This window comes from Xanthomonas cissicola, assembly GCF_008801575.1.
Classification (GTDB): Bacteria; Pseudomonadota; Gammaproteobacteria; order Xanthomonadales; family Xanthomonadaceae; genus Xanthomonas; species Xanthomonas cissicola.
The window spans coordinates 1-12,971 of record NZ_VZPL01000038.1; the positions used below are offsets into that span (position 1 = coordinate 1).

The window sequence follows — 12,971 nt, forward strand, 5'->3', positions numbered from 1 at the left end:
ACTGTTCCGTCGCTTGAAAGGCTACCGCCGGATTTTCTCGCGCTTCGAGAAGCTGGATGTCATGTTCCTTGGATTCCTCAGCTTCGTCCTAGTCGTTGATGGGCTTCGGATGTGTTAACAGGCCCTAGTCGGAATCCCCTACGGAAGCGGTTGCTCGGTCAGCCGCCCGGTGTGCGGGGTGTGGATCAGTGGCGCCAGGTCGAAGCCTTGTTCGCGTGCATGCGCCAGATAGGCCTGGGCGATGTTTTCGTCCAGCTGCGGCAACCGTGCAAGTAGCCATAAGTATTTGCGATCCGGGCTGCCGACCAGTGCGGCGGTGTAATCGGCATCGATGCGCATCACCCAGTAGTCGCCTTTGGTAAAAGGGATCCAGCGCAGACCCTCGGGTAGGAAGGTCACTTCCAGCCGGCTGTGCGTGTCGTCGATGGCGCGCGCCTGGCCGATCGCTTCTTCCAGCTCGCCTTCCGCGGTAAAACAGCGATTCTGGACGCGCACGCTGCCGTCGTCTTCCAGGGTGTAGTGCGCCGACACATCGGTGCAGTCCGCATCCTCGAAGCGGGTCGGCAGGCGGGCGATTTCGTACCACGTGCCTAGGTAGCGATTCAGATCCAGCGAAGGGACAGTGGCGAGTTCGGGATGGTGGCTCATACAGGCCTCAGCACAATGGAGTGGCGCCTGTTGTACGTGTCGCGCCATGAAATGCATGTTGGGATGCGGCGCGAGCGGCCGTGCAGCAAGGACGGGCGTGCGCGGGAGCATCGGCTCGGTGCGTATTGGCGTTGGCACGATGCCGCTCGTGGGCCGATGCCGCCCAAGCGACCAATTGGCTGCATGCGATGAACACCGCGGCGGCGAATGATGTTGCGCACCGGCACCGGCACCGGCACCGGCACCGGCACCGGCATAACGTCCTGGCAAAGCGGGCGCTCTGCAGTACCAGGATGGCACGCCCGCGCATGGCTTGCGGATCGCGGCCCGGTTGACCGGACGAGCGCGCTACGCCGCGCTGGCGGCGCCAAGCGCACGATCCAGTTTGCGGTAGCCGATCGCTTCGGTGAGATGGCGTGTGGCGATGTCTGCGCTGTCGTCGAGATCGGCGATGGTGCGCGCAACGCGCAGGATGCGATGCATCGAGCGTGCGGACAGCTGCAGCTGTTCGATGGCGCGCTCCAGCAGCACCTGATCGTCGTGTTGCAGACGGCAATGGCGGTCGGTGTCGGCCTGGTCCAGTTGCGCATTGGGCAGCGCACCACGTGCAAGCTGTCGTTGTCGCGCGGCGACCACGCGGGCACGTACGCTGGCGCTGTCTTCACCGAGGTTGCCGCTGCGCAGCGCCTGCGGAGGGAGGCGTGGCACTTCGACATGCAGATCAATGCGGTCCAGCAACGGGCCGGAGATGCGGCTGCGGTAGCGGCGGATGCTGTCGCTGCTGCAGCGGCAGCGCCCGCTGCCATCGCCTGCCCAGCCGCACGGGCAGGGATTCATGGCGGCGACCAATTGAAAGCGCGCCGGAAAATCCACGCTGCGCGCCGCGCGCGCGATCGTGACCACGCCCGACTCCAAGGGCTCGCGCAAGACTTCCAGGGTTTGCCGTTGCCATTCGGGCAATTCGTCCAGGAACAGCACGCCGTTGTGAGACAGCGAGATCTCGCCGGGGCGCGGATGCGTGCCGCCGCCGACCAGGGCCACTGCGCTGGCGGTGTGATGCGGGGCGCGGTACGGCCGTTGCCGCCAGCGGGCCAGATCCAGCCCACGGCCGCTCATCGAGGTGATTGCAGCGGTTTCCAGTGCTTCTGCTTCGCTGGCTTCGGGCAATAGACCAGGCAGGCGCGAGGCCAGCAGCGTCTTGCCGCAACCGGGGCTGCCGACCAGCAACAGATGGTGCCCACCGGCAGCGGCGATTTCCAGCGCGCGACGTGCGTGCGGTTGCCCGCGCACGTCGGCCATATCGGGCAGGGCGCGTGCGCCGAGCGCCTGCACTGCTAGCTCGGCGGCGGGCGCTTTCTGGCTGCCGTTGAGCGTGGCGCAGACGTCCAGCAGGGTGCGTGCGGTGAAGGCTTCGACGTGCCCGGCGATGGCGGCTTCGGCACCGTTGGCGAGCGGGACGATCAGCCGTCGCCCGGCCTGCGCGGCCGCCAGCGCCGCGGGCAGCACGCCGTCGACACCACGCAGCTCGCCGGTAAGCGCAAGCTCGCCGAGGAATTCGTAATCGGCCAGGGCCTGGCGGTCGATCTGCCCGCTGGCAGCCAGGATGCCGAGGGCGATCGGCAGATCGAACCGGCCGCCTTCTTTCGGTAGATCAGCCGGTGCCAGGTTGATGGTGATGCGCCGGGCGGGGAATTCGAACTGTGCGCACAGCAGGGCAGCGCGCACACGCTCGCGCGATTCGCGCACTGCCGCTTCGGGCAGGCCCACGATCTGGGTAGAGGGAAGCCCGCCGGAGAGATGCACTTCCACCCGAACCTCAGGCGCATGCACCCCCACGCGGGCACGGCTGTGCACCAGCGCCAGACTCATGGTGGTGGCCTTCGTTCAGGTGGTGGTGGTGGGCGGTGCGGCAGGCGGCGCGCCGGGGGCGCGTGTTTCCAGTGCGGCGACGGCCTGCTCCAGTGCGTCGAGTTTTTCGCGGGTGCGTAGCAAGACCGCGCGCTGCACATCGAACTCTTCGCGGGTGACCAGGTCCAGCTTGCCCAGGCCGGCCTGCAACGCGCCCTTGAACGTGCTCTGCAGTTCTTCGCGCGATTGGCGCAGGCCCGGCGGCACCAGGTCGCTGAGGCGGCGGGCGAGGTCGTCGAGCTGGTTGAAATCGATCATGGTGTTCTCCGCAGGTCCGTAGGAAGCCTAGTGCAGGCCGGGACACGCGGGACATCGGCAAGGCAGTCGGCAGGCGGTAAGGATAGTCCCATTCGGCTGTCGTCCGCGGTGATGGCAGCGCGCGGGTTGGATGAGTGTTGCGCCCGTCCACGGTATGCTGCGCGGCCGTCATGCCCTGGGACCTGCACCGATGAAAATGATCATGGCCATCGTCAAACCGTTCAAGCTCGACGATGTGCGCGAAGCACTCGCCGGCTGCGGGGTGGCGGGCATCACGGTGACCGAGGTCAAAGGCTTCGGCCGGCAGAAAGGCCACACCGAGCTGTATCGCGGCGCCGAATACGTGGTCGATTTCCTGCCCAAGGTGAAGATCGAAGTGGCGGTGACCGACGATCAGGCCGAGCGCGTGGTCGAGGCGATCGTCGGAGCGGCCGGTACCGGCAAGATCGGCGACGGCAAGGTGTTCGTATACGACCTGGGCACGGTGGTACGCATCCGTACTGGCGAGCTGGATAGCGACGCGTTGTAGGTTCGCAACCCGGTGTTTGGTGCTTGCCAGGTGTGTGGTGGGCGACGAGGGGTTTGATGCCCTCGGCCCGCGCAACGTCGATAGCGGGGGCCGTATTGCTGAGCCGGCGATGCAGCCAGCGGTGCTGGATCAGGCGTATTGCAGTTGCACCGACCGCAGGGAACCGGGCCGCTCAAGCCATGCGGCGTGCGCCGCATGCGCTCAGTGCATTGATGGTGGCGCGCATCACCGCAGCGGATGCGCGGCTGTGCGCCTACGGGCAAGGCCGCTGCCAGGCGCGACGGCGCTACCACCCGTTGTTTCATACCATTTCAATACCGCCACCTATCGCTGACGCACTTTCTGGACTGCGATGCAGAGGCAGGTTGATGTCACCTCAGGCCAATCCACGTATTGGCCAAATTGAAATTCTGGCCGCGCTTGTCGCCGTCGCGCGACTTGCCTACCCTAGGGCGTAATACCATTCCAATACCGGAGTTCGAGAATGAAGCGACGCAACAGCAAGCCGGGCGTGCGCCTGCTTTCGGTCTTGGTGGCGCTGGGCCTGGCTGCCCCTGCGTTGGCGCAATCGGTCACCGAACCGGTCACCCAGCCGGCGATCTATCCGACTCCGGTCTCGATCACGCTGGATGGTGCGACCGTCACCTTGGGCCGCTCGGCGGTGCTGGTGGTCGCCCCTGGCGCGGACAAGGCCACGGTGGCGCTGGTGCGCAGCATTCTCGATGTCGCCGGCGTCACCAAGATTGCGACCGCCACACGCCTGCCTGCCACCCTGGACCGCCCGTACATCGTGCTCGGCACCGGCGATGCGGCAGTGGTGCGCGATGCGCTGACGCGCAGCAAGGCGACGCAGGACACCCATAAGGAAGGCTACACGCTGGCCAGCGTTGCGCGCGATCGCGGCAGCCTGATCACGCTGGCCGGCCACGATGACGATGGCCTGTTTCATGCGGCGCAGACGCTGCGGCAGCTGGTCGAGCGGCCGGCCATCCCGACGCTGACGATCCAGGATTACCCGTCCATGCCGATCCGCGGCACCATCGAAGGCTTCTACGGCGCGCCGTGGTCGATGAGCGATCGCAGCAAGCACATCGATTTCCTCGCCCGCACCAAGGCCAATACCTTCATTTACAGCCCGAAGGACGACCCTTACGCGCGCGATCGCTGGCGCGAGCCGTACCCGAAGGCGACCTTGAAGGCGCTCGGCCAACTGGCCGCCACCGCCAAGCGTAATCACGTCGATTTCGTCTATGCGATTTCGCCTGGCCCCACAGTGTGCTTCTCCGATCCGGCCGATGCCAAGGCCTTGTTGCGCAAGTTCGATGCGTTCCGCGCGCTGGGCGTGCGCAGCTTCTACGTGGCGCTGGACGACATCGAATACACCAAATGGAATTGCGAACGCGACAAGACCACCTTCGGCGAATCCGGCGCGCAGGCGGCCGGTATCGCGCAGTCGCATCTGCTCAATCTGGTGCAGGCGGATCTGGTCGCGCGCCACGATGCGGCCTCCGAACTCATCATGGTGCCGACCGAGTACTACGACGCCAAAGAGAGCCCGTACAAGGAAGCGCTGCGCAAGCATCTGGACCCGAAGATCGTGGTGCAGTGGACCGGCACCGACGTGGTGCCGCCGGCCATTTCCATCCCCGATGCGCGCGCGGCCACCAAGGCGTTCGGCCGCAGGACGCTGCTGTGGGACAACTACCCGGTCAACGACTTCGAAACCTCGGCCGGGCGCCTGCTGATGGCGCCGTATGCGCGGCGCGAGGCGGGTCTGTCGGCCGAGTTGTCGGGCATCGTCTCCAACCCGATGAACCAGGAAGTGCCCAGCCGCGTCGCGGTGATGGGTGTGGCCGCGTTCGCCTGGAACGACAAGGACTACGACGCGCAACGCACCTGGCACGCGGCGGCGCGCGATCTTGCCGGCGGCGATGCGCGTGTCGCTGCGGCCCTGCTGACCTTCTTCGACACCCAGCACTTGGCGCCAACCTTTGGCAGCCAGCCGTGGCAGGAACAGGCGCCACGCTTGAAGGCCGTGCTCGATCATGTACGCGAGGCAATCGCGCTTGGCGATGCGGCAACACGCACGCAGGCGATTGCCGAACTGGCACGCACTGCCGACGAAATGGCTGCGGCACCGCAGATCATCCGCGACGGCGTGGCCGACAAGGGCTTTGCCGAGCAATCGCGCCCCTGGCTGGAGGCAATGGAAGATTGGGGCCATGCGCTGCAGAAGACGGCAGCCGGGCTGGATGCGGCCAATCGCGGCGACACGCAGACGCCCGCGTTGTTTGCCGAGGCGGCTGCGATCGCCGCCGTCGCGAGCCAGATCCCATCGATTCCCGGCGCCACGCGCTTCGGCGGCCCGGTCAAGATCGCCGACGGCGTGCTGGACCGCTTCATCGCGCAGGCACCGCACTTGATCGCCTATCGCCAGGTGGCAGTGACTGATTCGGCAGCAGCAAAGTGATGGGGTAGTGCAGAAACACCGCGGCGCGCATAGGGAATGGTTCGCGTCGCGGTGCATGCAAACACGGCAGCGCCATTGCCATCTGCATCGCAGCACGTGGCATGGCGCGCTCGAAGGATGTCCGCGCTACGGATCAAACCGACGACTCAGCGCAGCAGTCGAGCGTAACGGCGTGCTCGGTCGCCTTTCGTCAGCAGCGCTGATCACGCCTTGCCTTTCAAACGTGGATACAGCCGCTTCCAGCCGCTACGGATTACCTGTATCCAGCGCGGTTCCGCACTGCGTGCCGATTCGTCGACACTCGGTGCGATGCCAGCAAGGCGATGGCGCATTTTCTGAAAGTTGGCCACGTCGCTACGTTGCAGCTGACGTGCCAGCGTGCCGCGCCGCAGCCAGCGCGGGAATCGCCATGCCGAAGTGAAATCGATCAGCACCGGCACTCCCGCACTGACCACCACATTGGTGCCATGCAGATCGTTATGGGTGATGCCGAACGCATGCAGCCGACGTAGCGCCTGCTGCAATTGCTGGAAGACCTCCTGGCCCACGACGGTGCTGGCGCTGAGCGTGTCGCCTGGAATGAATTCCATGCCCAGCGCCAGCCCGCCCAGCGTGCCGAGCAGGGCCGGTGCGTGCCGCCAGCCCTGCAACTGCCGCAGCATGCTGGCCTCGTGGCGCACCATCAACCGCGCAATGGGCGCCAGCAATGTGCGGCGATAGCGGCCGTAGTCCTTGACCACCGCCGGTTGCCCGTTCACATGAGTGCGGTAGACGTCCGGCTCGAGCAGCCGGGTGCCTTGCTTGAGTAGAACGGGAGTGACGAGGTGCAGGCTGGACACGTCCAGCGGCTGGTAATGCATGGCAGTTCTCCAGACCTTGGCGGCGCGGAGAGGTCACGCGTTGCGCAGGTTCACTGTGATCGCGAGGGATCGGTCTGCCCAATTTTAGAACTTGCGGGTATTGAAATTATATTTATTTAACAAATGAAATGTTCCGGGAGTGGAACGGCTTTTGGAATCAGGCGTTTGGCGGAAGTCGCGATTCGATACAGTGGCATGTGCCAGCGCGTACATGCAGGCAATGCCGATGCAGGCGACTTGTTCGTATCGCCAGCGCTGCGCCTCCTCTAGGCGAGGCCTGTCAGTTCACACGCCCGGGGTGCGGTGGCAGTCACGCTGCTTCTTGACACGGGCTGAGACTCCATACACTGTGCCGGCTGCGGTCAGGGGGCCGCATACGCGTTGGCACGGGCACGCTCTTTGGGCAGTGCCCGGCTCGATGTCGTGCGACATCCGGTGATGCCGGGAAGCCCCCGAATGCGACCGCAACTGCGCCGCTTCCAGACGCCGTCAGGTTGCCACCTGCATGCGCAAGGATGCGGAAACGATGGAGGACGACTCATTGGGGATGCAATGAAAAGGACCGCAACACTGCTGTTGGCTTGCACGGCATTCGGCGTCACGGCTCAGGCCTCGGCGCAGTCGTTGTCGCGCGGATGGGACAGCTACCGTCAACAGCAAAAGCAGCAGACCGTCACCCAGGGCGCCACCGCGCCTGCAGCGCCATCGTCCGTTGGCGGAGCGCCGGCCGCTGTGGGTGGAAGCGGCTCCGGCCAACCTGGTGCGTCCGGCGGATTCAGTACGGTGACCGAGCGGACGTCGGCAGAGGCAACGCCTGTCGCGCCTGCCGACGTATCGGCGCCACCGCGCGAAGAAGAGCAACGCCTCAAAAGCGGACTGTTCCTTGGTGTGCAGAGCGGCAAAGCCAAGGTGTTTGAAAATGGCAAGCAGGATATGCAGGGCTTCAACGTTGGCTACCGCTGGCGCGCAGGTCCGGTCACATTGATCGGCATCGAAGCCGCAACCGGGAAAGTGGATGGTTCCAAGGACGCGGACGGCTTTGTTGTCATTCCAAACGTGGATTTCGGCAGCCTCGGTGGAACGGCGCGCTTCAACTTCGGCGATGCCCCGGTATTTGCGCTTGTGCGGCTGGGCTATTGGGGCGGTACGGCGAAAGGTGAGGACTACAACGAGCGCGTCTATGGTGCGTACGTGGGCGCTGGTCTCGGTGTGGATATCGGCAAGCACGTCAGCTTGAGCGCGCTCTACACGAATTACGTCTACGCTGATGAGTATTACGACGACTATGAAGACCTCACGATCAATCGTGCGGAAGTGCTGAGTTTCGGAGCCGAGATCCGCTTTTGATGCGGGCCAATGGTAAAGAAGGGCGGGCGGCAGCGCTCGCCCTTCTGCGTCATGCCGCATGCAACCGCTATGCGGCGGACAGCAAAATCCATTTGAAGCTGCACCGCAAACGGTCGTCGGCATTGCACAGCCATCCATGCGGCTTGCTGTAGTGTCCTGGTCAACGCACTGATTCAGCCGTGGGCGAGGGCAGATGGACGCATTGGCGCAGTTTTTGACAGACGAACAGGACCCGGTGGCGGTGGGCAAGATCCTGCCCAGGATCACCGAGTTGCTGACACGCGACGAGCAGGTCGAGTACATCGCCGTGCAGAAGAAGATGGTGATGAACTTCTCGCCGGATGCGGTGGTGCTGACCAACCGCCGCTTCATCGTGGTCTACCCAAAGCTGCTCGGCATGACGTTCCGCGATTTCCCTTGGCGCGAGGTGCTCGATGTGCACATGAGCGAGCAGATGCTCGGAGCCACCATCATGTGCCGCACCACGCAGGGCGCCTACGCCTCCATCGACAGTCTGCCCAAGAAACAGGCGCGGCGCGTGTACGCCTATGCGCAGCAGGTGGAAGAATCCGCCTACGAAAAGCGCCAGCAGCTGGAGATCGACAAGTTGCGCGCGGCGGCCGGTGGCGTGGTGGTGCATGCGCCTGGTACGCACGGCGCAGCAATGCCATCGCAGGCCAGCGCCGTTCCTGCGTCCGACGATCCGGTGCAGGTGTTGAGCAAGCTCAAGCAACTGCTGGATGCGGGGCTGATCACGCAGGACGAATTCGACGCCAAGAAGACAGAAGTGCTGGCGCGCTTATAGCGTGCGCAGTACCTCCGCGCATTGGTCGGCTTCACATACCACGGCCCATAGATCGCAGCAGTGACGCATCAGCGGCCGCGACCCATCGACGCGTCCATCGCACGGCGGCGCTGTCGGTGGCTCGCCGCTCCAGAAGGCTGCTAGTCGCGCAGCGGCCTCACACTCGACCAGCGCTGCGTGACCAGGCCTAAATCGTTGCGCTGACCCACCGGCCCGCGCGCTGTAGGCACGCAGACCATGTCATGCAGCAAACTACCAAACCGGTTGCGGATCACCGCCAAGCGGGCGCGGCCGGTCGCTGGAACCCGCCGCGTCCATTCAAGCGCCACGATTCAACACCTGCTGTCTTCACTTGCTGGCCATGCTCGGCCAGCCGCGATTACTCGCCCAGCGCCTTGGCCACGAACGGCGGGGCAACCAGCACGCCGGTGTGCAGATGGGCGGTGTAGTACAGAGTGTCGAAACCCTTGGCCTGCGCAGCGTCCTGGCGGAACGCGAAATCGGCCTTGGCCTGCTTGCTGGCCATGGTCACGCTCCACCAGCCGGTGGGGTAGCACGGCTGCGGGAACGGCAGGGTCTTGAACGACTGGAAGCCGGCCTTGCCCATTTCGGTGCGCATTTCATTGATCAGGTCCAGCAGCGCCAGCGGCGATTCGGACTGCTGCACCAGGATGCCGTCCTCCTTCAAGGCCTTGAAGCAGCTCTCGTAGAAGGCCTTGTTGAACAGCCCTTCGGCTGGGCCCACCGGGTCGGTGGAATCGACGATCACGATGTCCACGCTGCCGGCCGGGCAATTGGCCATACAGGCCACGCCATCGTCGAACAGCAGTTCGGCGCGCGCGTCGTGGTTTGAATCGCACAGCTCGGGAAAATACTTCTCCGACATGCGGGTGACCTGCTCATCGATATCGCACTGGGTGGCGCTTTCCACGCCCGGGTGCTTGAGCACCTCGCGCAGCGTGCCGCAGTCGCCGCCGCCGATGATCACCACGCGCTTGGGCGCGGAGTGGGTGAACAGTGCCGGGTGGCTGATCATCTCGTGGTAGAAGAAATTGTCGCGGCTGGTGAGCATCACCGCGCCGTCGATCAGCATCAGCTTGCCCCAATCGGTGGTCTGGTAGATCTCGATCTTCTGGAACGGGGACTGCACCTCGTCCAGCTTGCCGCTGATGCGGAAGCCGATCGCCGAGCCGGTGGGCTGGAAGTGTTCGATGTACCAGTTGTCGTTGGCGCTCATGCAAAGTCCTAAAAAAGAAGTGGGCTGTTCCTTCTCCCAGCGGGAGAAGGTGGCGCAAAGCGCCGGATGAGGGTCGGGCACGGCCTCGCGCAGCCAAACTGCGCAGTGCCTGACCCACGCCAACCCCGCTCCAACCAGGAGAGGGGCGTGAAGTCAGCGCGGATTGTAACGGACCCTGCGCATGCCAGGCGTTACACTTCACGCCCTTTTTTATTCCAGCCGAGACAGCGAAATGAGCGATTGGTCCCTCGACCAAGCCCGCAAGACCTATTCGATCCCGCACTGGGCCGACGGGTATTTCGATGTGAACGCTGCCGGACACGTGGTGGTCACCCCGACCGCCGATGGTCCGGCGGTGTCGCTGCCCGAGGTGGTCGATGCCGCGCGCGCTGCCGGTGCCAAGCTGCCGCTACTGGTGCGCTTCCCGGACATCCTGGGCCAACGCCTGGGCAAGCTGCAGGCAGCGTTTGCGCAGGCGCAGTCGGAGTGGGATTACGCCGGCGGCTATACGGCCGTGTATCCGATCAAGGTCAACCAGCATCGCGGCGTGGCCGGCACCCTGGCCAGCCACCACGGTGAGGGCTTCGGGCTGGAAGCGGGCAGCAAACCGGAACTGATGGCGGTGCTGGCGCTGTCGCGTCCGGGCGGGCTGATCGTGTGCAACGGCTACAAGGACCGCGAATACATCCGCCTGGCGCTGATCGGCCGCAAACTCGGCCTGCAGACCTTCATCGTCATCGAAAAGCCTTCCGAACTGACTCTGGTGCTGGAAGAAGCACGCGCGCTGGACGTCAAGCCCGGCCTGGGCGTGCGCATGCGCCTGGCCTCGCTGGGTGCGGGCAAGTGGCAGAACAGCGGTGGCGACAAGGCCAAGTTCGGTCTCTCGCCGCGCCAGGTGCTGGACCTGTGGAAGACGCTGCGCGACACCGAGTACGCCGACAGCCTGAACCTGCTGCATTTCCACATGGGCTCGCAGATTTCCAATGTGCGCGACATCGCCAACGGCATGCGCGAGGCCACGCGCTATTTCGTGGAGCTCTCGCGCCTGGGCGCGAAGATCAGCCATGTCGACGTCGGTGGCGGTCTGGGCATCGATTACGAAGGCACGCGCTCGCGCAGCTATTGCTCGATCAACTACGGCCTGCATTCGTACGCCAGCAATATCGTGCAGCCGCTGGCCAGCGCCTGCGAAGAGCATGGCCTGCCACCGCCACGCATCGTCACCGAGTGCGGGCGCGCGATGACGGCACACCATGCGGTGCTGATCGCCAACGTGTCGGAAGTGGAACAGGCGCCGGAAGGCCGCGTGCCGGACGCGCACGACGATGAACCGGCCGCGATCCGCCACCTGCGCGAGATCCATGACGAGCTCGATGTGCGCCCGGCGGTGGAATTGTTCCAGGAAGCCCAGCATTTCCATGCCGAAGGCCTCAGCGCCTATGCGCTGGGCCAGATCGACCTGACCCACCGTGCGCGCATCGACGATCTGTTTTACGCCATCGCACATGGCGTGCGCGCACGTTTGAGCTTCGACGAGAAGAGCCATCGCCCGGTGCTGGATGAGCTCAACGAGCGGCTGGTGGACAAGTACTTCGTCAATTTCAGCGTGTTCGAGTCGATTCCGGACGTGTGGGCGATCGATCAGGTGTTTCCGATCGTACCGATCGAGCGCCTGAACGAAGCGCCGCAGCGGCGCGGCATCATCGCCGACATGACCTGCGATTCCGACGGCATGGTCAAGACCTATGTCGAGAACGAAAGCCTGGACAGCTCGCTACCGCTGCATCGTTTGAATGCCGGTGAGAGCTATCGCATCGGCTTCTTCCTGGTGGGCGCCTATCAGGAAATCCTGGGCGATATCCATAACCTGTTCGGCGATACCGATGCGGTGGAAGTCGTGGTGGATCGCGATGGCTATCGCATCGCCCAGCAGCGCCGCGGCGATACCACCGACGTGATGCTCGACTACGTGGGCTATCAGCTGGACACGCTGCGTGCCACCTATGCCGAGCGCATTGCTGCCGCACACCTCTCGCCCGAACGGGCGCAGGAACTCAGCGCTGCGCTGGAAGCTGGGCTGACCGGATACACCTATCTCTCCGACGAGCCGCTGGGCTGATCCGCAGTGCGCTGGGGCAACGCCGCAGCGCTGGCTGTGCAACGACATGGCAACCTGCCACGCGTTCCCGCCGCAAACACCGCGCAGGGACATCACCGGCATGGCCGCCGCAGCTCCTGCGACGCGCTGTCGCGCCGACGTGCGCTGAGGTCGGCTACGCTTGCGCATCATGCCACCGTGCTTGGTCGCGTCGAACAAAGCGCCTGCGCTTTGCCTTGCGCCACGCCTTGCAATCGGATCGGCTTCATTCTCGCACGTGTGTGCTGCATGCCGATGACAGTCAGGCGACCATCGCGCGGTCGCGCGCGCTTATCGAGGCAGACGCATTAAAAGCGTATTTTCTCTCGTAAAGTGATTTGCGGAATAACCTAATTCCAGTAACGCTGATTTGGAATTGGTCTTATTCAGTGCGGCGTTTTATCTGCCGCGGTGCGCGCATATTCGCCTTGAATTCTGTGGGTATCGTCGACCACGCCGTATGCGGGGTGTGGCGCTGGCGTGTGCCGGACGCGGCGCGGAATTTGATCGGATGTATGCATCCAGAACACTAGTTCAAATCACACTTCGGTGAAAAAATTTTAGGTATCACGCGATTTCCGTGATTTTTTGCACGGTTTCGGCCCCCGGGCGAATTGTTAGTGTTCGTTTAACTTGTCGGGATACAAGTGCTTCAACCAAGTCACCTGCACATTGTTGTTCGATTGTGCGAGTCGCTGTGCTGTGCGTCTTCATCATGCGTTTCCATCGCGTATTACCGGCAACTGTCGGTCGTCGGCGGTGTTTCTTACCC

Annotated in this window: 10 protein-coding genes and 1 pseudogene; 6 read left to right on the plus strand and 5 right to left on the minus strand. The window is 64.2% G+C overall.

Annotated elements, in window-relative coordinates; genetic code table 11:
* Window positions 1–118: pseudogene (locus tag F7R02_RS15565) on the plus strand (IS5-like element ISCARN85 family transposase); the annotation flags it as partial.
* Between the two features lie 20 nt (window positions 119–138).
* Here F7R02_RS15565 and F7R02_RS15570 read toward each other — a convergent pair.
* The 3 genes from F7R02_RS15570 to ubiK form a co-directional block, all read right to left on the minus strand.
* A complete protein-coding gene (locus F7R02_RS15570; protein ID WP_015471471.1) occupies window positions 139–648 on the minus strand; it encodes a lipocalin family protein in 510 nt (169 codons plus the stop codon).
* A gap of 348 nt (window positions 649–996) precedes the next feature.
* Complete coding sequence (locus tag F7R02_RS15575; RefSeq protein ID WP_078588775.1) at window positions 997–2,517, minus strand: YifB family Mg chelatase-like AAA ATPase; 1,521 nt, start codon at window positions 2,515–2,517, stop codon at window positions 997–999.
* A 15-nt stretch (window positions 2,518–2,532) separates the two neighbouring features.
* A complete protein-coding gene (gene ubiK / locus F7R02_RS15580; protein ID WP_003486493.1) occupies window positions 2,533–2,814 on the minus strand; it encodes a ubiquinone biosynthesis accessory factor UbiK in 282 nt (93 codons plus the stop codon).
* Window positions 2,815–2,968: 154 nt separating this feature from the next.
* Between ubiK and F7R02_RS15585 the strand changes: the two genes are divergently transcribed.
* Window positions 2,969–3,343 (plus strand): P-II family nitrogen regulator, encoded by a 375-nt coding sequence (locus tag F7R02_RS15585; protein ID WP_191480812.1) that lies wholly within the window; start codon window positions 2,969–2,971, stop codon window positions 3,341–3,343.
* A gap of 484 nt (window positions 3,344–3,827) precedes the next feature.
* A complete protein-coding gene (locus F7R02_RS15595) occupies window positions 3,828–5,813 on the plus strand; it encodes a glycoside hydrolase family 84 protein (RefSeq protein ID WP_078588776.1) in 1,986 nt (661 codons plus the stop codon).
* Window positions 5,814–6,016: 203 nt separating this feature from the next.
* On the opposite strand, the gene F7R02_RS15600 is transcribed toward F7R02_RS15595, so the two are convergent.
* A complete protein-coding gene (locus tag F7R02_RS15600) occupies window positions 6,017–6,673 on the minus strand; it encodes an RIO1 family regulatory kinase/ATPase domain-containing protein (RefSeq protein ID WP_005922454.1) in 657 nt (218 codons plus the stop codon).
* Between the two features lie 552 nt (window positions 6,674–7,225).
* Between F7R02_RS15600 and F7R02_RS15605 the strand changes: the two genes are divergently transcribed.
* Window positions 7,226–8,020 carry a putative outer membrane beta-barrel protein gene (locus F7R02_RS15605; protein ID WP_078588778.1) on the plus strand — a complete coding sequence of 265 codons (795 nt, stop codon included), beginning with the start codon at window positions 7,226–7,228 and terminating at the stop codon, window positions 8,018–8,020.
* A gap of 193 nt (window positions 8,021–8,213) precedes the next feature.
* Entirely contained in the window at window positions 8,214–8,825 is a 612-nt protein-coding gene (locus tag F7R02_RS15615) for a PH domain-containing protein (RefSeq protein WP_016849678.1), read from the plus strand.
* A 379-nt stretch (window positions 8,826–9,204) separates the two neighbouring features.
* On the opposite strand, the gene speE is transcribed toward F7R02_RS15615, so the two are convergent.
* Window positions 9,205–10,062, minus strand: coding sequence for a polyamine aminopropyltransferase (speE, locus tag F7R02_RS15620; protein ID WP_078588779.1), 858 nt, complete (start codon window positions 10,060–10,062; stop codon window positions 9,205–9,207).
* A gap of 232 nt (window positions 10,063–10,294) precedes the next feature.
* Between speE and speA the strand changes: the two genes are divergently transcribed.
* Window positions 10,295–12,181, plus strand: a complete 1,887-nt coding sequence (gene speA / locus F7R02_RS15625; RefSeq protein WP_005914389.1) for an arginine decarboxylase — start codon at window positions 10,295–10,297, stop codon at window positions 12,179–12,181.
* The last annotated feature ends 790 nt before the right edge of the window (window positions 12,182–12,971 follow it).